General features: G+C 69.8%; 21 protein-coding genes. 9 read left to right on the top strand and 12 right to left on the bottom strand.

From position 1 onward, the window contains the following. Positions 1-215: 215 nt before the first annotated feature. The 3 genes from ACREPD_RS12315 to ACREPD_RS12325 all read right to left on the bottom strand — a co-directional run bounded on the left by ACREPD_RS12315 (position 216) and on the right by ACREPD_RS12325 (position 3,184). Positions 216-1,361, bottom strand: a complete 1,146-nt coding sequence (locus ACREPD_RS12315) for an MFS transporter (protein ID WP_431599608.1) — start codon at positions 1,359-1,361, stop codon at positions 216-218. 10 nt (positions 1,362-1,371) lie between these two features. Further along, entirely contained in the window at positions 1,372-2,148 is a 777-nt protein-coding gene (locus ACREPD_RS12320; RefSeq protein WP_431599609.1) for a DeoR/GlpR family DNA-binding transcription regulator, read from the bottom strand. Between the two features lie 127 nt (positions 2,149-2,275). Beyond that, entirely contained in the window at positions 2,276-3,184 is a 909-nt protein-coding gene (locus ACREPD_RS12325) for a LysR family transcriptional regulator (protein WP_431599610.1), read from the bottom strand. Positions 3,185-3,283: 99 nt separating this feature from the next. Between ACREPD_RS12325 and ACREPD_RS12330 the strand changes: the two genes are divergently transcribed. Beyond that, positions 3,284-4,045: an SDR family NAD(P)-dependent oxidoreductase gene (locus tag ACREPD_RS12330; RefSeq protein WP_431599611.1), complete on the top strand. Its 762-nt coding sequence runs from the start codon at positions 3,284-3,286 to the stop codon at positions 4,043-4,045. Positions 4,046-4,131: 86 nt separating this feature from the next. Beyond that, entirely contained in the window at positions 4,132-4,437 is a 306-nt protein-coding gene (locus tag ACREPD_RS12335; RefSeq protein WP_421567473.1) for a DUF3817 domain-containing protein, read from the top strand. Positions 4,438-4,443: 6 nt separating this feature from the next. On the opposite strand, the gene ACREPD_RS12340 is transcribed toward ACREPD_RS12335, so the two are convergent. The 6 genes from ACREPD_RS12340 to atpC all read right to left on the bottom strand — a co-directional run bounded on the left by ACREPD_RS12340 (position 4,444) and on the right by atpC (position 12,267). Continuing rightward, a complete protein-coding gene (locus ACREPD_RS12340; protein ID WP_431599612.1) occupies positions 4,444-7,134 on the bottom strand; it encodes an autotransporter outer membrane beta-barrel domain-containing protein in 2,691 nt (896 codons plus the stop codon). Positions 7,135-7,336: 202 nt separating this feature from the next. After that, on the bottom strand, positions 7,337-7,660 hold the full coding sequence (locus tag ACREPD_RS12345; RefSeq protein ID WP_431599613.1) for a thioredoxin family protein: 324 nt from the start codon (positions 7,658-7,660) through the stop codon (positions 7,337-7,339). Beyond that, positions 7,654-8,115 carry a flavodoxin gene (locus ACREPD_RS12350; RefSeq protein ID WP_431599614.1) on the bottom strand — a complete coding sequence of 154 codons (462 nt, stop codon included), beginning with the start codon at positions 8,113-8,115 and terminating at the stop codon, positions 7,654-7,656. Before ACREPD_RS12350 ends, ACREPD_RS12345 begins: the two co-directional genes overlap by 7 nt. Before the next feature lie 13 nt (positions 8,116-8,128). After that, complete coding sequence (locus ACREPD_RS12355) at positions 8,129-9,169, bottom strand: ribonucleotide-diphosphate reductase subunit beta (RefSeq protein WP_431599615.1); 1,041 nt, start codon at positions 9,167-9,169, stop codon at positions 8,129-8,131. 70 nt (positions 9,170-9,239) lie between these two features. Beyond that, the gene (locus ACREPD_RS12360; RefSeq protein WP_431599638.1) at positions 9,240-11,591 is read right to left on the bottom strand and encodes a ribonucleoside-diphosphate reductase subunit alpha; all 2,352 of its coding nucleotides are present in this window, start codon (positions 11,589-11,591) and stop codon (positions 9,240-9,242) included. Between the two features lie 229 nt (positions 11,592-11,820). Then, positions 11,821-12,267 (bottom strand): ATP synthase F1 subunit epsilon, encoded by a 447-nt coding sequence (atpC, locus tag ACREPD_RS12365; RefSeq protein ID WP_431599616.1) that lies wholly within the window; start codon positions 12,265-12,267, stop codon positions 11,821-11,823. A gap of 211 nt (positions 12,268-12,478) precedes the next feature. On the opposite strand from atpC, the gene ACREPD_RS12370 reads away from it, so the two are divergent. Genes ACREPD_RS12370 through ACREPD_RS12400 form a run of 7 tightly spaced genes read left to right on the top strand, consistent with a single transcriptional unit; the run spans position 12,479 to position 22,093 of the window. Continuing rightward, positions 12,479-13,675: an MFS transporter gene (locus ACREPD_RS12370; RefSeq protein WP_431599617.1), complete on the top strand. Its 1,197-nt coding sequence runs from the start codon at positions 12,479-12,481 to the stop codon at positions 13,673-13,675. Beyond that, complete coding sequence (locus tag ACREPD_RS12375) at positions 13,672-14,862, top strand: isochorismate synthase (RefSeq protein ID WP_431599618.1); 1,191 nt, start codon at positions 13,672-13,674, stop codon at positions 14,860-14,862. The genes ACREPD_RS12370 and ACREPD_RS12375 overlap by 4 nt, the downstream gene beginning before the upstream one ends. Then, positions 14,862-16,514 carry a (2,3-dihydroxybenzoyl)adenylate synthase gene (locus tag ACREPD_RS12380; protein WP_431599619.1) on the top strand — a complete coding sequence of 551 codons (1,653 nt, stop codon included), beginning with the start codon at positions 14,862-14,864 and terminating at the stop codon, positions 16,512-16,514. Before ACREPD_RS12375 ends, ACREPD_RS12380 begins: the two co-directional genes overlap by 1 nt. Further along, positions 16,514-17,149, top strand: coding sequence for an isochorismatase family protein (locus ACREPD_RS12385; RefSeq protein WP_431599620.1), 636 nt, complete (start codon positions 16,514-16,516; stop codon positions 17,147-17,149). The genes ACREPD_RS12380 and ACREPD_RS12385 overlap by 1 nt, the downstream gene beginning before the upstream one ends. Continuing rightward, complete coding sequence (locus ACREPD_RS12390) at positions 17,146-17,412, top strand: phosphopantetheine-binding protein (protein ID WP_431599621.1); 267 nt, start codon at positions 17,146-17,148, stop codon at positions 17,410-17,412. The genes ACREPD_RS12385 and ACREPD_RS12390 overlap by 4 nt, the downstream gene beginning before the upstream one ends. Continuing rightward, positions 17,409-21,335 (top strand): amino acid adenylation domain-containing protein, encoded by a 3,927-nt coding sequence (locus ACREPD_RS12395; RefSeq protein ID WP_431599622.1) that lies wholly within the window; start codon positions 17,409-17,411, stop codon positions 21,333-21,335. Before ACREPD_RS12390 ends, ACREPD_RS12395 begins: the two co-directional genes overlap by 4 nt. Next, positions 21,332-22,093 (top strand): 2,3-dihydro-2,3-dihydroxybenzoate dehydrogenase, encoded by a 762-nt coding sequence (locus tag ACREPD_RS12400; protein WP_431599623.1) that lies wholly within the window; start codon positions 21,332-21,334, stop codon positions 22,091-22,093. Before ACREPD_RS12395 ends, ACREPD_RS12400 begins: the two co-directional genes overlap by 4 nt. On the opposite strand, the gene ACREPD_RS12405 is transcribed toward ACREPD_RS12400, so the two are convergent. The 3 genes from ACREPD_RS12405 to ACREPD_RS12415 are packed head-to-tail and all read right to left on the bottom strand — an operon-like array spanning position 22,090 to position 25,719. Further along, positions 22,090-22,677: a DUF2894 domain-containing protein gene (locus ACREPD_RS12405; RefSeq protein WP_431599624.1), complete on the bottom strand. Its 588-nt coding sequence runs from the start codon at positions 22,675-22,677 to the stop codon at positions 22,090-22,092. The genes ACREPD_RS12400 and ACREPD_RS12405 overlap by 4 nt on opposite strands. Further along, positions 22,667-23,320 (bottom strand): OmpA family protein, encoded by a 654-nt coding sequence (locus tag ACREPD_RS12410; RefSeq protein ID WP_431599625.1) that lies wholly within the window; start codon positions 23,318-23,320, stop codon positions 22,667-22,669. Before ACREPD_RS12410 ends, ACREPD_RS12405 begins: the two co-directional genes overlap by 11 nt. Further along, on the bottom strand, positions 23,317-25,719 hold the full coding sequence (locus tag ACREPD_RS12415) for a DUF802 domain-containing protein (RefSeq protein ID WP_431599626.1): 2,403 nt from the start codon (positions 25,717-25,719) through the stop codon (positions 23,317-23,319). Before ACREPD_RS12415 ends, ACREPD_RS12410 begins: the two co-directional genes overlap by 4 nt. Position 25,720 lies beyond the last annotated feature (1 nt).

Raw genomic sequence — 25,720 nt, forward strand, 5'->3', positions numbered from 1 at the left:
GCTTTCCAACGCCATCGTCCTGCGCACGTAACAATTCGTAGCGCCGGGCTCTGCCCGGCCGCCGCGCGCAGCGCGGCACAAGCGTCCAACGTCGCGCCAACGCGGCGCTCGACATCCACCCGACGTTTGGACCCGACCGAAGACATCCGTCAGCGTTCATGACCCCGGAACGGAGAGCAGCCACGCATGGCGTGGCACTACGCGCGCAACGGGCGTCACGCGCGCACCCACCTCGCGCTCACCCCCACCAGCAGCAACGCGACGGCCACGGCGCAGAACGCAACCACCAGACTGCTCCCCTGCGCCACAAACCCGATCAACGCCGGGCCAGCCAACACGCCGGCATACCCCAGGGTAGTGATCGCCGGAATCGCCAGGCTCTCCGGCATCGCCTTCTGGTTGCCCGCCATGGAGAACAGCGCCGGCACGATGTTGGCGCAGCCCAGCCCGATCAGCGCATAACCCACCAGCGCCGGCAGCAGCGCGCCGGCGAAGGTGGCGACGCCGAAGCCGGCGGCGGCCACGATGCTGCCCAGCAGGATCGCGCGCAGGCGACCCAGCCTGGCCACCACGCCGTCGCCGACCAGGCGGGTCACGGTCATGGCAATGGCGAAGGTCATGAAGCCCAACCCCGCACGGTCCGGTGGCACCTGCTGTACTTCGTGCAGGAACACCGCGCTCCAGTCGAGCATGGCGCCTTCGGCGAGGAAGGCGACGAAGCACAGCACGCCGATCGCCAGCACCACGCCATGTGGCACCGCGAATACCGGCGCGCCGCTCGGCGCACGGTCGCGCCGCCAGTAGCGCACGGATAGACCGAGCACCACCACCATGGTGGCCGATGCCAGCACGCACACCCACAGCGGTGGCAGGCGCAGCGCCAGCAGCGCGGTCATCGCCGCCGCGCCCACCGCACCGCCGATGCTGTAGAAGGCGTGGAAGCCGGACATCATCGGGCGGCCACTGTCGCGCTCCACCATCACCGCCTGGATGTTCATCGTGCAATCGCAGGCGCCCACGCCCGCGCCGAACACGAACAGCGCCAGCCCCAGCGTCCACGGCGTAGGCGCAATGGCCAGCAGCGGCAGGCTGGCCATCACCATCAACAGTGTGCCGATCATCACGGCGCGGCAGCCGTAGCGTGCGGCGAGCACGCCCGCCAGCGGCATGGCCAGCAGTGAGCCTGCGCCCAGGCACAGCAGCACCAGCCCCAGCGTACCCTCATCCAACCCGGTGCGGGTCTTGGCGAAGGGCACCAGCGGCGCCCAGGCCGCCGTGGCGAAGCCGGGCAGGAAGAAGGCGGCACGGGTGGCGTGTTGTTCGGCACGCGCGGCGCGGGCGGGCAGGGTGGTGATCGTCATCGGAGCGGCCTCAGTGCTGCGCGGCGCGCAGGATGTCGACGCCGCGCTGCTGGAACGCCTGTACCTGCGCGTCCGGGGCGTCGTGTTCGATCACCAGCAGGTCGATCTGCTCGAGCCCGCCCACGCGGTAGGCCGCCTGCGTACCGAGTTTGTCGTTGGTGGCCACTGCGATGCAGCGGTTGCTGGCCGCCAGCAGCGCACGCTTGAACGGGGCCTCTTCGCCATCGATGGCCCACAGACCTGCGTCGGCATCCACCGCGCAGGTGCCGATGAAGCACAGGTCGGCACGCAAGTTGCCGACCGCCTCCAGTGCCTGCGCGCCGATGCAGGCGCCCGCGCGGGGATCCAGCCGCCCGCCGATCAGGCTGACCTCGATGCCGCCCCGCTCGAGCAGTGCCAGCGCGATGTCCGGCGCATTGGTGATCACATGCAGGCCCTGCTGCACGGGCAGGCAGGCGGCGATGGCGCTGTTGGTGGAACCAGCGTCGAGCAGGAGGCACTCGCCCGGCCGCACCTGCGCCGCCGCCGCGACGGCCAGGGCGTGCTTCTGTGCGGCCTGCTGGGCATGGCGTGCGGGCAGCGGCGGGAAGGCCGGTGCGGCGGGCAATGCGCCGCCGTGCACCTTGCGGCACAGGCCCTGGCTGGCCAGGTCGCGCAGGTCGCGGCGGATGGAGTCTTCGGAGACCGCCATCTGCACGGCCAGCTGCGCCGAGAACACACGGCCCTGTTCGCGCAGCAGGCGCAGGATGGTCTGTTGGCGTTCGCGGGGCAGGGTATCGGGGGTCATGGCATGTCTCGACAGTTGGTGCAGGGCCGCCAATCGTGCACAGTCGTGCAGGAAGGTGCGGCTTCGTGTGCCGAAGTGTACATGTGATGTGCGTGTATGTGCACGCCAGTGCCTGAATGCGCGCGACTCAGTCGAGGCGCTGCAGCTCCGGCACCAGCAGGGCCGCCACCCAGTCCATGAATGCCGCCGCCCGCCGCGGCAGGTGCCGCCGCTGGGCGTAGAGCAGGGTGACCGGCATGGGCTCGGCCACGCACTGCGGCAGCACCTCGATCAGGGTGCCGGCCGCCAACGCCTGGCGGGCGCCCAGCCGCGGCACCTGGATGATGCCCAGCCCCGCCAGCGCGGCGGCACTGTAGGCCTCGCCGCTGTTGACGGTCACCGCGCCGCGCATGGGCACGCTGCGGTAGTCCTGGCCGTCGCGGTACTCGAAGCCCGGCGAACGCTGGCCCAGCGTGCCCACGTAGTGGATCAGCGCGTGCGCGGCCAGGTCGTCCAGCGTCTGCGGCACCCCGTGCGCGGCCAGATAGCTGGGACTGGCGCAGTTGACGATGTGCATCACGCCCAGCGGTCGCGCCACCAGGGTGTTGTCGTCCAGCGGGCCGACCCGCAGCACGCAGTCGAAGCCTTCGCGGACCAGATCGACGCGACGGTCGGTGCCGCTCAGTTCGATCTCCAACCCCGGGTGGCGGTCCAGGAACGCGGGCAGGTGCGGCACCACCAGCTGACGCGCCAGGCCGCTGGACATGTCCACGCGCAGCCGGCCCTTGAGCTGGCCGGTGTCGCGGCGGAACATGCCCTGCAGTTCTTCCATGTCGTCGAGCAGGTCGCGGGCGCGCTGCTGGAACTGGGTGCCATCGGCGCTGAGCTGCACCCGGCGGGTGGTGCGGTGCAGGAGCTGCACGCCCACCTCGGCCTCCAGCCGCTGCACGGCCAGCGATACGCTGGCCTTGGGCAGGCCGAGCTGGTCGGCGGCGGCAGTGAAGGAGCCGAGTTCGGCAACCCGCAGGAAGCTGCGCAACTGGTCGAGACGATCCATGGATTGTTCGCGTGGTTTGGACAGTCAAATCAGGATCGCGCGATTTATGTCGCCCTGCAATATCAATAGTCTGGTTCCACCCCCAACGAGGACACCGTCATGACCGCTTCGCAACGTACCGTACTGATCACCGGCGGCAGCCGTGGCCTGGGCCGCAACGCCGCGTTGGCGCTGGCCGCCGATGGCGCGGACATCCTCCTGACGTACCGCAACCAGGCCGACGCCGCCAACGCCGTTGTCGCCGCGATCGAGGCACTGGGCCGGCGTGCGGCGGCACTGCCGCTGGACATGGCCGACAGCAACGGCTTCGCCGCGTTCGCCGCGGCGGTGCAGGCGCAGCTGCAGGCCTGGAATGTGAGCGGACTGCAGGGGGTGTTCAACAACGCAGGCGAGGGCCATTACGCCGCGATCGCCGACACCACGCCGGCCGCCTTCGACCACCTGGTCGCGGTACACCTGAAGGGCCCGTACTTCCTCACCCAGGCGCTGCTGCCGCTGATCGCCGATGGCGGCCGCATTCTCAACGTCTCCAGCGGCCTCGCACGTTTCGCGCTGCCGGGCAGTTCGGCCTACGCGATGATGAAGGGCGGCATCGAGGTCTTCAGCCGCTACCTGGCCAAGGAACTGGGTGCGCGCGGTATCAGCGCCAACACGCTGGCACCGGGCGCGATCGAAACCGATTTCGGCGGCGGGCATGTGCGCGACGACGAGAAGATCAATGCGATGGTGGCGGGCAATACGGCGCTCGGACGCGCGGGCAAGCCGGATGACATCGGCCCGGTGGTGGTGGCGCTGCTGTCGCCGCAGACCGGCTGGATCAACGCGCAGCGTGTTGAAGCGTCGGGCGGCATGTTCGTCTGACTGCGAACGCGTTGCATTCGCGGCAAGCCGGTATGATGGCCGGCCTTGCCGCCGTTGCCGAGATCGTCTTGCGCGCTACTGTTCCGATGCATCCGATGGGTCGTGTGTTTGCCGTTGTGGCCCTGTTCGAAGCGTTCACCTGGGCCGGCCTGCTGGTCGGCATGTACTTCAAATACCACGCGGCCGAGCCGACCAGCGCCGGTGTGGCGCTGTTCGGACCGGTGCATGGCGTGGCCTTCATGGTCTACGTGGTGGTCACCGTACTGGCCGCGGTGAAGCTGCGCTGGCCGTGGTGGGCGGCAGGGTTGGCATTGCTCGCCGCCGTGCCGCCGCTGGTGACGCTGCCGCTGGAGTGGTGGTTCAAGCGGCGCGGGTTGTTGTCGGCGCGTTGAACGGTCTCACCATTTGTAACTCATTCCTAGTTGCGCGGTGCGCTGGTGGTAACCGTTTCCTTGCTGCAGGGCCAGGCCGGCCCAGGCGCCCAGGCCGCCGGCGAAGGTGATCGATGCGCCCGCGCTGACTTCGGCGCGGTCGCGCGGGATGCGCGCATCGACGCGTTCGTCGTCCATGAGCACGCGCGCATCCGCACCGGTGCGCAGCCAATGCGCGGCGATGTACGGCTGCACCGTTGCGGCCGAACCCTCCCAGCGGGTGACCCCGGAGACACGCACACCGACCCGGCCGAAGACGCCGTTGGCGTCGTCGTTGGTCATCACCGTGCCGTTCTGTTCGGTGTGCTGCACGTCATTCCAGCGGGTGTAACCGACCTGCAGCTGCGGCTCCACGAACAGCATGCTGGCGCTGCCCGAACGGCCGATGCGGAAGGCATGGCCCACTTCCAGCGCGCCCTGCCACGCGCGGCTGTCATAGCGCTCGGTGGCCAGTGCCGTGCCTTCCACCCGGTTGCTGAAGCGGGCGTGCTGCAGAGAACCGTCCAGGTAGAAGCCACCGTAGGGATCGCCGTTGCCGCCGCCACGCCAGGTGCCGTAGACGCCCAGCGCGGTGCCGCGGACCTTGCCGCGTGCCGAGTAGCCGGTGAGCTCGCTGGTCGAGGTGCTGCTGGCGTTGCCGCTGGAGAGCATCACCCCCACGCCGCTGCCCTGCGGCGTGCGCAGCAGTGAAGTGCCCACGCTCAGCACCTGGCTGCTGCCGTGCACATCGAGCTGGCGGCTGTCGGCGTCGAAACTATTGCGCGAGCCGTCCACGCGGGCCCAGGCGCGGCCGCCGTTCTGGCCGGCCTCACGCTCGTGATAGCCGAGCCGGAACATGCCCTCGGCCGCCTGCAGGTTGGCCAGGTAGGCGCCCGGTTCGGGGCGCAGCACCGGGACCGGCTCGGGTTCGGGTTCCGGCGTCGGCGGGTCCACGCACTGCGGCAGCTGCGGGTCGATGACGCACTGGTCGGGCAGGCTGGGCACCTGCTCGAGCGCGGAGCGCAGGTACCAGTTGCCGTTGCCGGCGTCCTTGAACAGGAAGTACTCATAGATGCCGCCGACCGCGCGCCCGCTCAGGTCGAAGGTGCCGTTGGACGCACCGGCGATGTCGATCAGCTCGATGCCCTGGCTGGTCAGTGCGCCCACGCCACCCACGTTGTTGACCCTGACATTGGTCTGGCCGCTGCTGTCGCCGCCGATCACCAGCTTGTCCGACGCGGCGTCATCGCCGGCCAGCACCGTGTTGAAGACCAGGGTGCCGCCTGCGCCGGTGTAGTCACCGGTGACCTGCAACGTGTGGAAGGCGCTGCCGTCGCCGAACTCGATCACCGCGCCGCCGCCCACGCTGAGCTGCTGCATCGAACTGTCGCCGGTCAGCAACCAGCCGGCGCCGTCCAGCTGCACGTCGGTGCCGTTGACGATGGCGCCCTGCAGCGTGGCGCCGTCGGTGAGGCTCACATTGACCGTCGCACGGTTGTTGGTGCCCTGGGTGCGCCCGACGATGTCGCCGATGATCTGGGAACCGGCCACCTCCAGGTTGGCGGTGGCCAGCGCACCTACATCCAGCGCGACGCCGTTGCCGCCTTGCACGCGCGCGCCGTCGCGTACGGTGATGTTGGCATTGCCGCCCAGCTGCATGCTGATGGCCGGGCCGGTATCGGACAGCACGTTGGACGCGCTGATACCGACGGTATTGCTGCCGGCGGCGCTGCCGGTCAAGCTGATGGCGCTGGTGCTGCCTTCGATGCTGCTGCCCTGCAGGGCGGTGAAGCTGCCATCGCTGAGCGCCACGCCGATGCCGCTGGCGGTGCCGCCGCCCAGGCTGGCGTCACCGCGGATGCGCGTGCCGGTGGCGGTCAGCGTGGCATTGCGGCCCACGCTGGCGCCGTTGGCGGCCAGGATGCGGGAGTCGCGCACGTCGGCAACCGGTGCGGATGGGCTGCCGTTCGGCGTGGCGCTGAGGACCAGGCCCGTGCGGATGGACGAGACGTCCGAGCCGGTCATCAGCAGGCTGCCGTCATCCATGCGGATCCCGGCGGTGGTGCCCGACAGTGTGCTGTTGCGTATTTCGGCGCTGCCACCGTCCATGTCCAGCGCATAGCCCAGCGCGCCGCCGGCGCTGCCGTTGGAGCTGGCCGTGACCGTGTCGAGCACCAGCCGCGCGCCATCGCTGACCTGCAGCGCTTCGCCGCCGGTGGTGAGGGTGGTGTTGCCCAGGACCAGTTCGCTGCCTGCGCCGGTGGCGGCAAACCCGCGGCCGGCCGAGCTGACGGTCATCGCGTCGATGCGCATGCTGGCGCCCGCCGAGACGCTGCCGGCATCGCTGGTGGTGGAGGTGAAGGTCATCTGGCCGCCGCTGAGGGTGGCGGTGCCGCTGTTGGCGACGCGGATGCCGAACAGGCCGGTCATGTCCACGCCGGTGCCGATGACGCTGGCGTTGTCGACCTGGATGCCGCCGGTGGCACCGCCGGGGGCGATGGTGAGTTCCGCGCCGTCTTCCACGGTCCACAGTTCACGGGCGTCGCCGGGGTTGACCGTGTGGGTGCTGCCGGGGCCGGTGAGGGTACCAGCAGTGGCGGCGAGCGGCAGCGAGGCCAGGGTGAGCGCGATGGCAGCAGACAGCATGCGGCGACGGCCGCACGTGGACGTGAGGTTCATGGCTGGACTCCGAAACGAAACTAATGGACCGGTAGACCCCCGTAGCACCACAACGTAGTACCAAGGTCCCGGGCAGGATCGGAATAGTCCGATTGCGACCTGCCCTGAACCATGCAACATGTTGCATACGTCACACTCAGCCGTGCCTGTTCAGCATGGGCACGCCTATGTAGAGCCGGTGTGAACGACGCATTTCGCTCCGTCAGCGCCGTGCAACGGCGGCGGCGATGTGTTCGGGCGACTGGAAGCCGGGCAGGCGCGCGATTTCGTGACCCCCGCGAACGACGCTGAGCGTTGGGGTCTGCCGCAGGCCCAGCGCGCGGAAGAAGGCCTCGCCCACGTCCTCCAGCTTCACCTTGAGCAGCACCAGTCCCTCGGCCTGGGGCGTGGCGGCGAAGGCGGCCAGCGACATCTCCAGCATTCTGCAGCCAGGGCAGTTGTCCTTGTGGAAGTCCACCAGCAGGTCCGGGTGGGCACCGAGCAGGGCGTGGTAGTGCTCGGGCGATTCGGCGTACAGGGTCAGCATGGGCAAGGTGTCTCGATGGGAAGCAGTACGGTGTCGGTCCACTGCTGGATGGCCAGGGCATCGTCGCTGCCAAGCGGCATCTGCTCGATCTCCAGCACGGGGTAGGGCGAGCCGAAGTAGCGCGCCAGCCGATGCGCGGCGCCGCAGTAGTACTCCAGCCCCCACTGGGTTTCGCCGGTGCCGAACACCGCGACCTGGTCCGGCCGCGGCGGGCCGGCGCTGTCGCGCAGCAGGGCCACAAACCGCTTCATCTCGGCCGGGGTACGCCCGGCGTTGTCGGTCCAGCAGCCGAGCAGCAGCCGGTCATGCGGTTGTAGTACCGCCTCGGCCGCCTGCGGATCTTCGACGTCCAGCAGCCGCGTGGTGTGGCCGCCGGCCTGGCAGCGTGCCGCGACCAGGCACGCCAGCTCGCGGGTATTGCCGCTCAGCGAGGCATAGGGCAGCAGGATGTGCATGGGCCACTCCCGTTTACAGGTCGTCGAAGCCGTTGTCCGAATTGGTCTTCTTGTAGCTGGCGTTGCGCATCTCGAAGAAGTCGGTCTTGGTCTCGGTGAAATTGTCGGCGTAGGCCTTGATCCATGGCATGACGTTGGCGTTGGCGTCGCCGTACAGCTTCTCGATGCCCAGCATGCCGGCCATCTTGTTGGCGCGGTACTTCACGTAGCGGATCATCTCGTCCACGTCGATGCCGTCGATGCCGTCCAGCACTTCGCCGGTCCAGCGGGTCTCCAGCGCGATCGCATGCTCAAAGGCGTCGTGCACGTAGGCGGTGAGCTGATCGCCCTGCAGCTGCTGGTTCTCGCCGACGATGGCGCGGATCAGCTCGCTGATGAACTTGGTGTGGGCGAGCTCGTCACGGTTGATGAAGCTGATGATCTTGCCGGTGCCGGTCATGCGGTTCTGCCGCACCAGGTTGTAGAAGAAGGCGAACCCGGAATAGAAGTTGATGCCTTCCAGGATCGACGACTGGATCAGGGCGCGGATCAGGGTCTCGGCGGTCTTCTCGCGCATGAAGTCATCGTAGGACTGCATGATCGGCGCGTTGCGGGCCAGGATGGTGGGGTGGGTGCGGGCCAGTTCGAACACGCGGTTCTGGTCGGCCAGCCCGGCAATCGAGGCCAGCACGTAACTGTAGCTCTCGTTGTGGATCACTTCCTGCTGGCCGATGATCGCCGCGTTGGCGTGCGCGGCCGGGTCGGTGATGTACTCGGCCACGTTGTAGATGAAGCGGGTCTGAGGCGAATCCAGCGTGGCCAGCAGGCCGATGATGGAATCGTAGGCATTCTTCTCGCGCGCCGACAGTTCGCCGTATTGGCGCGCGTCGCCCTTCATGTCGACCTCGTCGGGGATCCAGAAGTTGGTCGACAGCTCCTTGTATGCCCGATAGAAGGACGGGTAGGGAATGTCGTTCCAGTTCAGGATGCCGCTGGTGCGGCCGTTGATGATGCCGGTGGAGCGGTTGGGGTAGCGGGGCTCGAGGATCTTGATGCGTTCGAGTGGGGTTGCCATGGGGGTGTCCGTCAAAAGGGGGAATCAGGATTGCGTGGGCCGGCCAACGGCCGGCGCTACCGGCGACGTGCTAACTCCCACACCATTCGCACTCGTCGATATCGATATCGTTCGACCGCACGTAATACGTGGTCTTCAACCCTTCCTTCCACGCACTCATATGCAAGGCCAACAAGGTGCTCGCCCGGATCGTGCTCGGCACATACAGGTTGAAGCTGATCGACTGGTCCACATGCCGCTGGCGGCGCGCGTTCTGGCGGATGCTGGCGAACTGGTCCAGCCGGTACGCGCCCTTCTCGTAATAGGGGTAGGTCTCCAGCGACAGCCCCGGCGCCGCGACCGGCCGACGGAAGTCCTTCTTCTCTTCGTAGTAGAACGCGCCGTACACCGGGTCGATGGAGGCGCTGGACCCGGCAATCTGCGCCGTGCTCATGTTCGGCGCCACCGCCAGCAGCCAGCCATTGCGCAGGCCATGCACGCCGACCTGGGCGGCCAGTTCCTGCCAGGCGGGGCTGTCGTAGCCGCGGGCACGGAAGTACTCGCCGTTGTGCCAGTCGCTGCCGAGGAAGGCGCTGTAGCGGCCCTTTTCCTGCGCCAACTGCATGCTGGCCTGGATGGCCAGGTAGTTGATCCGCTCGTACAGCGTATCGGCGTAGTCCTCGGCCTGCGCGTCGTTCCATGCGATCTGCTGCAGGGCGAGCAGGTGGTGCCAGCCGAACGTGCCCAGCCCGATGGCGCGGTACTTGCGGTTGGTGATGGTGGCCTGCGGCACCGGCAGTTGGTTGAGATCGATCACATTGTCGAGCATGCGCACCTGGATCGGCACCAGTCGCTCCAGCACGTCGGTCTGCAGCAGGTCCGGCGCGGCGGTGACCGCACGCCCCAGGTTGATCGAGGACAGGTTGCAGACCACGAAGTCGCCGGCCTGGCGCGTGGTCACGATCTGGTCGCCGCTGATCATCTCCTGGATCATGCGGGTGGGGCTCATGTTCTGCAGGATCTCGGTGCACAGGTTGCTGGAGTACACCGTGCCGGCATGCTTGTTGGGGTTCTTCCGGTTCACTTCATCGCGGTAGAACATGAAGGGGTTGCCGGTTTCCAGCTGGCTCACCATGATCCGCTTGAACAGGTCGATGGCCTTGAGCGTGCGGCGGCTGATCCGCTCGTCGGCCACGACCTCGGCGTAGCGGGTGCGGAAGCTGCCCTGGCCGCGCTGCTCGTCATGGAAGTCCTGCAGGTACCAGCCCTTGATGCGGTGCACCTCGTGCGGGTCGAACAGATACCAGTCGCCACGGCGCTCCACGGCTTCCATGAACAGGTCCGGCAGGCACACGGAGGTGAACACGTCGTGCGCGCGCAGGCGCTGGTCGCCGTTGTTCAGGCGCAGGTCCAGGAAGTTCTCGATGTCGCGGTGCCACACGTCCAGGTACACCGCGATGGCGCCCTTGCGCTGGCCGAGCTGGTCGACGCTGACGGCGGTGTTGTTGAGCTGCTTGATCCACGGCACCACGCCGCCGGAGGAATTGGCCACGCCGCGGATCGGCGCGCCGGCCGAGCGCACATAGCCCAGGTAGGCGCCCACGCCGCCGCCGTGTTTGGACACGCGGGCCACGTCGGTGTTGGAGTCGTAGATGCCCTGCAGGCTGTCGTCCACGGTGTCGATGAAGCATGACGACAGTTGCCCGCCGATCTTGCCGGCATTGGCCAGGGTTGGGGTGGCCACGGTCATGTACAGGTGGGAGAGCGCCCAGTAGGCCTCGCGCACCAGCAGCATGCGCCGCGTGCGCGAGCGGTCGCCGTGCAGGTGTTCGTTCTGCATGAGGTACAGCGCGATGGTCAGCCAGCGTTCCTGTGGCAGCTCGAACACGCCGCGCGACTGGTCGGTGGCCAGGTAGCGCGTGGCCAGCAGGTACAGGCCGTTGTAGGCGAACAGGCGGTCACGGTCCGGGTCGATCATGCTGCCGGCCTCCTCCAGTTCTTCCTTGGAGTAGGCCTTGAGGATGTCGATCGAGTAGACGTTGCGGTCGGCCAGGCTCTCCTGCAGGCCCACATAGGAGCCGTACTTCAGCGCGGCATCGTAGAAACGGTTCCGGCTGGCGCGCTTGTACAGGCGGCGCAGGTACAGGCGCGCGGCGAAGTGCTCCCAGTCGGGCGCCACCACGTCGATGCGTGACTCGGCTTCACGCACCATCAGGTCCACCAGCTCATCGGCGCTGATCTGGCTGCGGCGATGCACCAGCGCCAGCACCGCGCGCAGGTAGTCGGCCAGGTCGAGCGTGGGGAACTCGGCATGCACGCCGCGCAATCCGCGCTCCAGCCGCGCCGCGTCGAACAGCATGCGGCGGTTGCCGGCTTCCTTGGTGATCCACAGTTCGCCATCGTTGGCGGGGGTGGCCGGTTCGAGGGACATGAGGGTGTCCATCGCGGCAGCGGTGTCTTCAGTGCGCATCGTCATTCCATCTACTTCCAGCGTCCGTTCGGGGTGTCACGCCGGGCCGCAGAGGGGGCCAACAGCGACGTGACGCAGAACCGGGCCTGGCGGAAGCGGGGAGCCGATAAACACAACATAGTGTGGGTCTGCGTCATCGTCAACATCATATGTTGTGGCGATGAGGCGCAAGAGATGACCAAATGCCGCAGTCAGCCGCGTCCTATTTCCAGGGCAGGCCGCGCAACTGCAGGTTGCGCTGGTGCATCAGTTCGGCATGCAGCCGGGCGTAGTCGGCGTCGGTGAATTCCTGCGCCATGGGCGAGCTGGCGGCGTCGCGCGCGGCCTGCGCACGGGCGTGGTCGAGGTCGTCGCTGCGCAGCGCCAGGTCGGCCAGCACGATCACCTTGCCGGGCTGCACCTCCACGTAGCCGCCCGACACGTACACATGCAGCGGCGGCTCGGGCGCGACCGGGTACACCGACACCATGCCTTCGCGCAGCGTGCTCAGCAACGGTGCGTGCTGGGCCATCACACCGAAGCGTCCCTCGCTGCCCGGCAGGCTGACCTCGCGCACATCGCCACTCCACAGTTCAGCAGACAGGCTGATGATCTGCAGCGAAAACGCGTGCGCGTCGTCAAGCAGCGCGGGCAGGGCGGGTGACGCCATGTGGGGGATCCTTGCTGAGGCGTGCATGCAGCTTAGCGAGGTGGATGTATGCGCGTGGTTGATCTCCGTCAACGATCGGCTGCACAAATCCAAATGCGAGCTGTTATCATTTGGCCCGATAGCCACGCCGGTCCTGCATCGACGAAGCCGAATCAAACGAACGCCCGCGTCTGCGCGGTGCACGCTCCTTTCTGATCGGCTGTGGTGGTTCATGCGCTCACCTTCTGCGGTATCCGGCTTGCCGGCGCTGGTATTCGCCGCCCTGGTCGGCACCATGGCCATGATGGCCTTCGTGGCGGTCATCGGCCCGGTGGTGCGCCTGCTGGGCTTGTCTGAATGGCACGCTGGATTGTCGGTCACCGCCGCCGGCGTGCTGTGGATGCTGTCGGCACGGCGCTGGGGCGCCCTGAGCGACCGCATCGGCCGGCGCCGCGTGCTGCTGACCGCACTGGCGGCGTACGCGCTGATTTACGTCGCGCTGGCGGTGTATGTAGACACCGCGCTGCAGTCGCCACCGGCGGTGTGGTTGTCGGTGCTGGCGCTGGTTGGACTGCGCGCCCTGGTCGGACTGTTCTATGCGGCGGTGCCGCCGACCGCAGCGGCCCTGGTGGCCGATGAAGCCGCGCCCGGGCGACGCGCCGGCGCCATGGCCAAGCTGGGTACGGCCAACGCGGTGGGCATGGTGGTCGGCCCGGCCGCGGCGGGCTGGATCGCCTTCCAGAATCTTTCGTTGACGCTGTACGTCGCCGCGTTGCTGCCGGTACTGGCGTTGGGGGTGATCGCGTGGCGACTGCCGGCGACGGTACCTGCTGTGGCGACGGCAACGGGCCCGCGGCCACGCCTGTCCTGGCGCGATCCGCGCCTGCGGCTGCCGGTGCTGGCGGTGTTCGCCGCGATGATCTCGGTGACGGTCGCGCAGGTGACCGTGGGCTTCTTCGCGATCGACCGGTTGCGGCTGCCGCCGGCCGAGGGCGCGCGCATGGCCGGGCTGGCGTTGACTGCGGTGGGGGTAGGGCTGATCGTCGCGCAGGTAGGGGTGATGAAGCTCACGACAGTACCGCCGCGACGCTGGATTGCATTGGGTGCGCTGGTCTCCGCCGTGGGCTTCGCCTCTGTGGCGCTGGTGCAGCTGCCGTGGCAGTTGCTGGCCAGCTACGCGGTGGCGGCGTTCGGCATGGGTTTCGTGTTCCCCTCGTTCCAGGCGCTGGCCGCCGATTCGGTAGAGGCGCACGAGCAGGGCGCCGCCGCCGGTGCGGTGGCCTCGGTGCAGGGGCTGGGCATGGTCATCGGCCCGATGCTGGGCACGCTGCTGTACCGGGTGACACCGAGTGCGCCGTATCTGTTGGTGGGGGTAGTGCTGGGGGTGCTGGCCGTGGTGGCTGGCCTGCACGGACGGGGCGCGCGATGAACGACACGCTGCGCCAGGCGACCTCCTTTGATGATGCCGCCGTCGAAGTGAATGAGCCCGGCACCACGCCGCAGTTCCTGCTGCGCATGCCGGAGCATACGCTGGACGCACGCGGCTGCCGTGCATGCCTGCCGCGGGGTGGCACCCGTACGCTGGCCGCCCGCGCACAGGCCTTCTTCGCTTCACCACAGCAAGGCCCGGCGCTGCTGGTCGGCATGCTGCCGTTTGATCCGGCCGCGGACGACGCGCTGCACCAGCCGCAGTGGCTGGCCACCGCCGCAACCGATTCCGTGGCGCCGCCACTGTTCCGTGGCGAGGTGTGTGCGGAGCCGAGCGCGGCGGTCTATGCCGATGCAGTTGAACAGGCATTGCAGGCACTGCGCGGTCAGCCGGCCGCACTGGCCAAGGTCGTGCTGGCGCGGACCTTGCGCGTGCAGGCGACCGCGCCGCTGGACCCGCGCGAACTGGCGGCACGGCTCGGCCGCGATCCCAGCGTGACCACCTACCTGATGCCGCTGCCGGTGGCGGGCAGCGAAGCACCTGCATGGCTGGTGGGCGCAAGCCCGGAACTGCTGGTGTCGCGCCGTGGCCGGCAGGTGCTCTCGCATCCCTTGGCCGGCTCCGCGCGGCGCTGCACCGATCCGGCCGACGATGCGCGGGCCGCGCAGGCGCTGCTGGCCTCGGGCAAGGATCACGACGAGCACCGCCATGTGGTGGAAGCCATCGTCGACGCGCTGGCGCCGTGGTGCACGCACATCGACGCCCCGTCACGGCCCACCCTGCATGCCACGCAGAGCATGTGGCACCTCGGCACCCGGATCGAGGCGACGCTGCGTGATTCCGCCACGCCGGTGGCGACGCTGCTGGCGGCGCTGCATCCCACTCCAGCGGTATGCGGCACGCCGCGCGGTGTTGCACTGGACATGATCCGCTCGCTGGAGCCGGTCCCGCGTGGCTTCTATGCCGGCGCGGTGGGCTGGATGGATGCGCAGGGTGACGGTGACTGGTACGTGGCGATCCGCTGCGCGCGCGTACAGGGAATGCAGGCGCGCATCTTTGCCGGCGCTGGAATCGTGGCCGGCTCCGAGCCGGCGCTGGAAGTGGCCGAAACGGCCGCCAAGTTCACGGCGCTGTTGACCGCGCTGGGCGCGGACGCCGCGCCCCTGACCGATTCCCGGAGATCCTGATGCACGCTTCAACCACACAGCCACGCATGCCGCTGCGCCAGACCTGGCCCCCGGCGCTGGTGGCGCGCTATCGCGCCGCCGGGTACTGGCGTGGCGAGACCTTCCCCGGCTTTCTTCGCGAGCGCGCGGCGCAGTACGCCGACGACATGGCGGTGGTCGGCGGCGCGGTACGCCTGAGCTATGCGCAGTTGTGGGCGGAGGCCGGCCGCATCGGCGCCGGTCTGCTGGCGCAGGGTCTGACGCCCGGCGACCGGGTGGTGGTGCAGCTGGGCAACACCGTTGATTTCGTCAGTGTGGTCTGCGGCCTGTTCCGCGCCGGCCTCGTGCCGGTGTATGCCTTGCCTGCGCACCGCTACACCGAGGTAGCGCACGTGCTGCGTACGGCCGAGGCCAGCGCCTACATCGCGAGCGACGCGTACGAGGGGTTCGACTACCGCACGCTGGCGCGCCAGCTGCAGGCCGACATTCCCGCGCTGCGCCATGTGCTGGTGGTCGGCGAGGCGGACGAATTCGTGGCGGTGTCCATACTCGCGGGCGATGAGGACCGGCTGCCGCCAGATCCCGACCCGCAATCGGTGGCGTTCCTGCAGCTTTCCGGCGGCAGCACCGGCCTGCCCAAGCTGATCCCGCGTACCCACGAAGACTACCTGTATTCCTTCCGCGCCAGCAACGAGATCTGTGCGATCACCCGCGACAGCGTCTACCTGGTCGCGCTGCCGGCCGCGCACAACTTTCCGATGAGCTCACCCGGTTTCTTCGGCGCACTGTACGCCGGCGCGCGGGTGGTGCTCAGCCCCGGCGCCGGGCCGGACGTGGCGTTCCCGCTGATCGCCCGCGAGCGCGTCACCTGCGTGGGCCTGGTGCCACCGCTGGCGCTGCTGTGGGCGCAAGCGGCGGCGACCACCGCGCACGACCTGTCCAGCCTGGACGTGGTCCAGGTGGGCGGCGCCAAGCTGGTGCCGGAGGCCGCGCGCCGCCTCATCGACGGGCTGGGCTGCCGCCTGCAGCAGGTGTTCGGCATGGCCGAAGGGCTGGTCAACTACACCCGCCTGCATGACCCGCTGGACTGCGTCATCCATACCCAGGGCCGCCCCATTTCGCCGGACGATGAAGTGCTGGTGCTGGACGACCTCGGCAACCCGGTGGCAATGGGCGAGGTGGGGCATCTACTGACGCGCGGTCCGTACACGATCCGCGGTTACCACAACGATCCCGGCGCCAATGCGCGCGCGTTCACCGAGGATGGCTTCTACCGCACCGGCGACCGGGTGCAGCAGCTGCCCGGCGGCTACCTGGTGGTGCAGGGGCGTGCCGGCGACCATATCAACCGGGCCGGCGAGAAGATCTCCGCCGAGGAGATCGAAGACCATCTGCTGGCCCACGCCAGCGTGTTCGACGCGGCGGTGGTGTCCATCCCGGACCCGTACCTGGGCGAACGCAGCTGTGCATTCGTGATCGCACGCGGTGAGGCGCCCACCGCGGCCAGCCTGAAGGGCTGGGTGCGCGCGCGCGGCTTGGCCGCGTTCAAGGTGCCCGACCAGGTGGTTTTCGTCGCGGCCTTCGGCACCACGGCGGTGGGCAAGATCAGCCGCCGCGAACTGCGCGCCCAGCTGCGCGAGCATTTCATCGAACAGACAGGAGAACCCCGCTGATGGCACTGCCCCGCATTGCCCCCTACGCCCTGCCCACCGGAGCTGAACTGCCGGCGCCGCGGGGCCCGTGGCAACCGCAGCCGGCGCGCATCGCCCTGCTGGTGCACGACATGCAGCGCTACTTCCTGGCGGCCTACGGCGCCGATGCCGCACCACTGGCGCCGGCGGTGGCCAACATCGCGCGGTTGATCGCGCACTGCCGTGCGCAGGCCATTCCGGTGTTCTACACCGCACAGCGCGGCAACCAGGACCGGCGCGACCGTGGCCTGCAGGCCGATCTATGGGGTCCGGGCATGCAGGCGAGCCCCGAGCACGAAACCATCCTTGATGCGCTGGCGCCTGCCGCGGGCGACCATGTGCTGGTCAAGCACCGCTACAGCGCATTCCAGCGCTCCAATCTGGAGACGATGATGCGCGCGCGTGGCCGCGACCAGCTTCTGGTTACCGGCGTGTACGCGCACATCGGCTGCACCGCCACCGTCGCCGAGGCCTTCCAGCGCGACATCGAGGCGTTCATCGCCGCCGATGCGGTGGCCGACTTCTCGCGTGACGACCATGACCATGCGCTGCGCTGGATCGCGCGGACGTGTGGCGTGCCGATGACCACCGACCAGCTGCTGGAGCGACTGGCATGAACGACACGACGACCGCGCCGCTGACCCTGGAGCGCATGCGCGCCGATGTGGCCGGCATGTTGGGTGAGGCGCCCGAAGCGGTGGGCGACGATGACCACCTGATGGACCTTGGGCTCGATTCGATGCGGGTGCTGGGGCTGGTACTGGCCTGGGGCAACACCGGTATCGCGCTGGAATTCGGCCATCTTGCCGAGCACACCACGCTGGCCGGCTGGTGGGGCGTGGTGCAGCAGTTACAGGCACGCGGTGCGTCCACCGCATGAACGCGCAGGTGGCGGTGGGCGAGGTGGACGCCGTCGAGCGGCGTGCGCTGAGCGAGGCGCAGACGGGGCTGTGGTATGCGCAACGGCTGTCGGCCGCGCCGGCCGCCTTCAACACCGCGCACGTGGTCTGGTTCGAGGGCGCGCTGGATATCGCGCGTTTCGTGATGGCCGCCGACAGTGCCGCTGCCGAAGCCGAGGCGCTGTCGCTGCGCTTCGGTGAGGATGCCGATGGCCAGCCACGGCAGTGGCTGGATCCAACACATCGCCCGTTGCTGCAGGTGGTGGATCTGTCCGCAATGGCGGACCCCGACAGTGCGGCCCGCCACGCGATGCGCCAGGACCGGCTCAGCGCCGTGGACCCGTGCCGCGACCGGGTCGCCCAGCAACGCCTGTTCGTGCTCGGGCCGCGGCGGTTCGCCTGGTACCTGCGCGTGCACCACCTGGCCACCGATGGCTACGGCATGGCGCTGTTCAGCGCCCGGGTGTGTGCGCTGTACGCGGGTGACGCGACGCCGACGGCGTTGCAGCCGCTGTTGCCCGTCCTGCAGGAAGATGCGCAGTACCGCAGCGGCGAGCGCCGCGCGGCCGATGCCGCTTACTGGCGCGACTACCTGCAGGGCGCCGCCCCGGGCGAGGCGCTGGGTGGCGGCACTGCGGCGGCAACGGCAGATGCGCTGCGGCTGGTGCGCGCGGTGGAGCCGGCGCTGATCGAGCGGCTGCAGGCCGCTGCAACCGCCATCGGCCAGCCCTGGCCGGACCTGCTGGTGGCGCTGGCCGCGGCGTATTGCCAGCGGTTCTCGGCGCAGGAGGAGGTGGTGCTGGGCGTGCCGTTCATGGGGCGGCTGGGCAGTGCCTCGGCGCGCGTGCCGGCGATGGTGATGAACGTGCTGCCGCTGCGGGTGCGTGGCAGCGACGACGACAGTGTTGAGACCTTCGTGCGAAATGTGGCGCGCGATCTGGTGCGCGGCCGCCGCCACGGCCGCTACCGCGGCGAACAACTCCGCCGCGATCTGGGCCTGACCGGCCTGCAGCAGCGACTGCATGGTCCCTTGCTCAACGTGCAGCCGTTCTACCGGCCACTGCCGTGGCAGGAGCTGGCCGCGCAGCTGGAAGTGCTGTGTACCGGTCCCGTGGATGACATCAGCGTTGGGTTCCGCGGCGATGGAATCGTGCGGCTGGAACTGGAGATCGAGGCCAACCCGGTGCTGCATGCGTTGCCCGCATTGCATGCGCACGCCACGCGGCTGCTGCAGTTCGTGTCGGCGGCGCTGGAGGTGCATGCGCGGGGCGGCACGATGGGGGACATTCCCCTGGCGACGCCGGCGGAGTCGCGGCGCTGGCTGCACGACGTCAACGCCACCGCGCATGCCGTGCCGGACGTGTCGCTGGTAGCGTTGCTGATGGAAGGCATGACCGCCACGCCGCAGGCCACCGCGCTGGTGTTCGAGGGGCAGACGCTGAGCTATGCCGCACTGGAGCAGCGCAGTCGCGCACTGGCATTGCAGTTGCAGGCGCAGGGGGTAGGCCGGGAGTCGATCGTGGTGGTGGCGCTGCCGCGCTCGCTGTCGCTGCTGGTGGCGCTGGTTGCGGTGCTGCGCGCAGGGGGCGCGTATCTGCCGGTGGACCTTGCGCAGCCGGACGCGCGGCTGGCGCGGATCCTCGCCTCGGCGCGGCCGGCCTGCGTGCTGGCCGAGCCGGCGGACGCCGCGCGCTTTGCCGGGGTCACGCTGCTGTCGCCCGCCCAATGGGCGGAGCAGGGCGAGGGCGTGCTGGTGGACGCGGTACAGCCGCAGGACGCGGCGTATGTGATCTACACCTCCGGCTCCACCGGCGAGCCCAAGGGGGTGCTGATCGAGCACCGCGCCATCGTCAACCGGCTGCTGTGGATGCGCAGCCACTACGGCATCGGTGCCGACGAGCGCATTCTGCAGAAGACCCCGGCCACGTTCGATGTGTCGGTATGGGAATTCTTCCTGCCGCTGATCAGCGGCGCCACCCTGGTGATCGCCGCACCGGGCGTGCACCGCGACCCACAGGCGCTGACCGCGCTGATCATCGCCGAGCGCATCACCACGCTGCACTTCGTGCCGTCCATGCTGGACGCGTGGCTGCAGGTGCCGGACGTGCGCGGGCTGGTGCTGCGCCGGGTGTTCACCAGCGGCGAGGCGCTGGATGCGTCGCTGCGCGACCGCTTCCACGCACAGGTGCACGCCGAGCTGCACAACCTGTACGGCCCGACCGAAGCGGCGGTGGACGTGAGTGCGTGGCCGGCGCTGCGCGACGACCGCTCGGTGCCGGTGCCGATCGGGCGCCCGGTCTGGAACACGCGGCTGTACGTGCTCGACGCGCGACTGCGTGCGCTGCCGGCCGGGGTGCCGGGCGCGCTGTACCTCGGCGGGGTGCAGCTGGCACGCGGCTACCTGGGCCGCGACGACCTGACCGCCGAGCGCTTCATCGCCGATCCGCACGTGCCCGGCGGGCGGCTGTACCGCACCGGCGACGTGGCGCGCTGGCGCGAGGATGGCGCGCTGGACTATCTGGGCCGCAGCGACGACCAGGTGAAGCTGCGCGGGCTGCGCATCGAGCTCGGCGACATCGAGGCGGCGCTGCGCAGCCTGCCGGGCGTGGTGCGCGCCGAGGTGCTGCTGCGTGGCGGGGATGCGGGCGTTCCCGCGCACCTGGTCGCCTACGTCTCGGGTACCGGGTTGGACCCGCAGGCACTTCGCTGCGGGCTGGCCGAACAGCTGCCCGAGTACATGGTGCCCACCGCCGTGGTGGTGATGCAGGCGTGGCCGGTCACTTCCAATGGCAAGCTCGACCGGGCCGCGCTGCCGATACCGGACGCCACGCCGGATGACGGTCGCGCACCGGCAACGCCGACCGAGCAGGCGCTCGCAGGGTTGTTCCAGCAGGTGCTGGGCCTGTCCGCACCCGTCTCGGCCGACGCCGACTTCTTCCGGCTCGGTGGCGATTCGCTCACCGCCGTGCATCTGCTGCTGGCCATCCAGCAGCAGTGGCAGCGCGATCCGGGCCTGGGCGCGGTGTTCGCCACGCCTACCGTGGCCGGGTTGGCTGCGCGCCTGGAAGCGCCAGCGCAGGGCGCCGACCACGGCCTCGCGCCGCTGATCACGCTGGCCCACGGTGAGCGGGGCAGGGCGCCGCTGTTCGTGATCCATCCTGCCGGCGGCATCGCCTGGAACTACCGTGAGCTGGCGCGGGCGCTGCAGCCGGCGCGCGATGTGCATGGCCTGCAGTCGCCGGTGCTCGATCCCACGCAGCCGCTGCCCGACAGCATCGATGCGTTGGCTGCAGATTACGTGGCACGCATCATCGCGCTGCATCCGAGCGGACCGGTGCACCTGCTCGGCTGGTCGGTGGGCGGCATCATCGCCCAGGCCATCGCCGTGCAGCTGCAGGCGCTGCAGCGCGAGGTCGGTGCGCTGGTGCTGCTGGACGCGTACCCCAGCGAGTGCTGGCGGGCGGAACCGGAGCCCGATCCGGTGGCCGCGCTGCGCGCGTTGCTGGCGATCGCAGGCCACGACCCCGACGCGCATCCCGAACTGGACAGCCGCGCGCGCATCGTGGCGTTCCTGCGCCGCGGCGACAGCGCGCTGGGCAGCCTGCCCGAGGCGGTATTGGACGGCGTGGTGCGTGCCGTGACCGGCACCAACCGGCTGATCCGCGCGCATCACCATCGCCACTACGACGGCGAACTGGTGCACGTACGCGCCGGCAACGATCATGCCGGGCGGCCGCACCTGCAGTCCGCGCTGTGGCAGGCGCATGCACGCCACGTGGAAGCACTGCCGCTGCCGTTCCTGCATGCGGAACTGACCGGCCGCGATGCGGTGGCGCAGCTGGCGCCCTGGCTGTCGGCGCGGCTGCGTCGCTGGGATTCCCTCCTTCAGGAACAAACGGCATGAAACTCAGTGGATTCGTCGACACGGTGGCGCTGGTCACCGGCGCCGGCGGTGGCATCGGCACGGCGCTGGTGGGGCAGCTGCTCGACAGTGGCTGCGTGGTGGTCGCCACCGACGTGGTGGCCCCGGCGTTGCCTGCGCATCCGCGCCTGCACGCGCGCGCGTTGGACGTGAGCGACGCGGCGGCCGTCGACGCGCTGGTCGCCGCGACCGAGGCCGGCATCGGACCGATCGGATTCGGCATCAGCGTGGCCGGCGTGCTGCAGGTGGGCGAGGTGGCCGGCATCGATGACGCACAGTGGCGCCGCGTCTTCGCGGTCAACACCGACGGCGTGTTCCATCTCGGCCGTGCTCTGGCGCGGGTGATGACGCCGCGCGGCACGGGCGTATTCGTGACGGTGAGCTCGAACGCGGCCGGCGTGCCCCGCCATGGCATGGCGGCGTACGCGGCGTCGAAGGCGGCCGCGACCATGTTCACCCGCTGCCTCGGGCTGGAGCTGGCGCCGCACGGCATCCGCTGCAACATCGTGGCGCCGGGCTCGACCCTGACCCCGATGCAGACCGGCATGTGGGCCGACGCCGACGGTGCGCAGCGCGTCATCGACGGCAGCCTGCCGACCTACAAGCCCGGCATTCCGCTGCGCAAATTGGCCACGCCGGACGACATCGCCCAGGCGGTGATGTTCCTGCTCTCCAACCAGGCCGGGCACATCACGATGAGCGACCTGTACGTGGACGGCGGCGCCACGCTGCGCGGCTAGCGCGGCGTGCGTGCCCGGCGCGGCTTGGCGGGTGCGCGGCCGGGCGCGCTGTCGCGGCTGGGCAGGGTGCCGCGCTGCTGCATCTGTTCCAGCCAGGCCAGGTTGTCCACGTAGGCCAGGAAGTGCTGCAGGTACGCCGGCGAGACCTCGCCCAGCCAGCCCATGGCGCGGTGCACCAGCACACTGGAATTCAACGGACCGCCGTCGCTGGGCGTCTGCGCCAGCGTCTGGCGAACCTGGCCGGCCGTGCGCAGCTGCGCCCACAGGCCGCGGAAGGCGACCAGTGCGGGCAGTGCGGGGTAGTCGGCATTGCCGTCGGCACGCACCTGTCCGAGCGCCGCCAGTCCATCGCGGCTGCCCGTCGTGTCCGGTGTCGCCGCTGCGGGTACTTCAGCCAGTCGCTGCGCGTAGTCGTCCAGCAGCACGGCAAGACGCGCGTCGAGCACACCCCGCAGCGCACCGCTGGCGACATGCGTGCGCCGCTGCAGCGCCTCCAGGAAGGCGAAACGTACCCGGTCGTGGCGGTCGCCGTGCTGCGCGCGCCACTGTGCGAGCCGGTCGCTGCTGCTGCGGTTACCGTCCATCACCGGTCACGGTCGGCTTGGGGCGCGGGATGGGGGCCATCTCCACGCGGCGGTTGCGCGCGCGGCCTTCCTCGTCGGCGTTGGAACCCACCGGCTGTTCGGCACCGAAGGCGGCGGCGAACACCGAGCCGGCCGGGACGCCCTCGGCGATCAGCGTGCGGGTCACGGTCAACGCGCGCTCGGCCGACAGTTCCCAGTTGTCGGCGAACTGGCGGTTGCTGTCGCGCACCGGGCGGTCGTCGGTAAAGCCGCTGACCATCAGGATTTCCTCGCGCGAGGACAGGTAGCCGGCCAGTGGCGCGGCCAGGCTCTTGAGCAGCTCGCGGCCTTCGGGTTGCAGCTGGTCCGAGTTGAGTGCGAACAGCACGCTGCCACGGATGCCGATGCGGCCATCCACCAGCGTCACCCGGCCGGCGGCGAGTGGGCCGGCCAACGCCTTCTCCAGCGTCTGGCGGCGCTTGGCCTCGGCCTGGCGCTGCGCCACTTCCTGGTCCAGCCGGTGCGACAGCTCCAACTGCAACGCCACCACGCCCACCAGGATCAGCACGAACGCACCCAGCAGTACCGACATCAGGTCGCCGAAGGCGGCCCAGATCGGCGCACCGGATTCACCCTCGCCGTCGAGTTCGATCTCGTCGCTCATGCGCTGGCGGCTGCGGTCGTGCGCCGGCGGCCGGCCAGCTGCTGCAGCTCTTCGATGATCTGCTGCTGCGAGAGCACGCTCAGGTCGACCACCTCGCGTGCCTGCGCGACGTAGTAGGCCAGCTGTTCGTCACTGCGGGTCATCGACGCGTCCAGCGCGCCGGCCACCTGCTGCAGCTGCTCGCCCAGCCCGGTACTGGCCGTGCCGAAGCTCTGCATCGCGGTGCCGAAGGCATCGGCCAGGCTGGCCACTTCCACCGCGCTGCCACTGACCTGGGCGGCCACGCCTTCCAGCTTGCCGGTCTCGGCGGCGATATGGTCGGTGAACTGCGTGCCGACCCGCTCCAGCAGGTCGGCCGAGGTGCTGACCAACGCATCCACGGCGGTGCGCTGCTCGGTGGACGCGTGGTTGACCGCATCCAGCAGGGTTTCCAGCGTGGCCAGCAGGCGGGTGCGCTCGTCCAGCATCGCGGTGTCGCGCACCATGCTGTCGGACAGCTTCTGGCGCAGTTCGGCCACCACTTCGGCGGCGGCCTTGGGCGCCTCCGAGGCGAGGGTGACCAGCCGCGAGATCTCGGCGATGGTGTCGGCGGCATGCGCTTGCGCCTGCGTCCCGATGTCGTTGGCGGTGCGCGACAAGGTGTCGCAAACGGCCTGCTGGCTGGTCGCCACCTGTGCGCCATGGTCGGCCCATTGCTGGCCGAGCTGCGCGGACAACTGGGTGAATGCATCGCTCCAGGTGGCCAGGCGCTGCGCGTCGCGCGCTTCCAGTCGGTCCTGCAGGCCGCTGTGCGAGGCCTGCAGGCCTTCCACCAGCGAGCGCGCGTGGCCGTCGAAGCTGGCGGTGGCCGCCATCAGCGCCTGCTGGTTGCGCTCGGCCAGTTCGGCATTGATCGCCTGCTGCCCGTTAAGGGCGTCGTGCCAGGCCTGCGCGCTGCTGCTGGCACTGCTGTCCATGCGCGCGGCGAGCGTGTCGACCAGGGCGTCGGCGCGCTGGCCGTGCGCGGCGCTGAAGCGCTCCAGGGCACCATCCAACTGCGTGATGAGCGCGGCGTGGGTGTGCTGCTGCTGCGCCTGCGCGTCCTGCCATTGGCCGGCGGTCGCATCGAGGCGCGCGGCGACGGCGTCCAGCAGGCCGGTGCTGTGCTCGCCCTGGGCCTGGCTGAAACCGTCCAGGGTCGCGCGCAGATCGGCGCTGAGCGCGGCGTGGCGCTGCTCCTGCGCGGCCTGCGCGTGCGTCCAGGCCTCGACGCTGGCGTCCAGGCGCGCGGCCAGCGTTTCCAGCAGCTGCACCGCACGCTGGTCGTGCTGGTCACTGAGCGTGGCGAGAGTCGAACGCAGCTCGCCGGCCAGCGTATCGTGCGCCTGGCGCTGGGCGGCCAGCGCGGCGTTCCAGGTCTCGGCGGTGGCGGCGCGGCTGGCCTCGAAGCCGCTGGACAGGCCGGCGAGCTGCGCGTTGACGGCGGTGCCGACGGTGTCCTGCAATGCGGCCGTCTGGCGCGCGATGCCGGCCATGGTTTCGGCCATGATCGGCTGCAGTGCGTCGCCCACGGCGCGTGCGCTCTGCGCGACGCTGTCCTGCAGGGCCTGCTGCACCGAACCGGCCAGGCGCTCATGGGCGGCCTCGGCACGGGCGTGGAACGTGTCCTGGCTGGCCGACAGGCGCTCGCCGGCCGCGCCGCTCTGCCGCTCGATCGCCGCGCTCATGGCCTCCAACCGGTCCACCAGGGCCGGCATCAGCCCGGCCTGGGCCTGCAGCAGGCGGAACGCCTCGGCCCGCTGCCACCCTTGCGAATGCACGTGCAGGGTGGTGGCGATGCGGCTGTCCAGCTGCTGCACCACCTGCAGGCGCTCGCGCCGGCACAGCGCGGAGAGCAGGCCCAGCATGGCGGAGGTGGCCACGCCGGCGATGGAGGTGCCAAATGCCACGGCAAGCCCTTCCACGGGCGCGCCGAGCGAGCCGCGGATGGCCTGCAGGTCGGTGGCGCTGCCCAGCGCCAGGCCGGTACCGCGCAGGGTGGCCATCATGCCGAGCAGGGTGCCGAGCATGCCGAGCAGCACCAGCAGCCCGACGAGGTACGGGGTCAGGACGGGGGCGGGCAGGGCCACGCGCTCGCCGTCCACGCGCAGCCGCACCGCGTTGCGCAGGCCGGCGGGCACGCGTTCCAGCCAGTCGGCGAGCCGCTCCGGCGCGGTGGCCGCGTCGGCCACGGCCGCCTGCAGCCCGGCCGTGGCCTGGCGGTAGCGGTGCAGTTCCAGCGCGCCGGCGCAGTAGCCCACCGCGATCAGCAGGGCCATGGCCAGGCCCACCGGATTGGAGCCCAGGTAGCCGGCGCCGATCCAGCACGCCGCCAGCAGGCCGGCGAGGAAGACAACAACGTAGAGAGGAGTTCTGAACATG

It is taken from the genome of Stenotrophomonas sp., assembly GCF_050737075.1.
Classification (GTDB): Bacteria; Pseudomonadota; Gammaproteobacteria; order Xanthomonadales; family Xanthomonadaceae; genus Stenotrophomonas.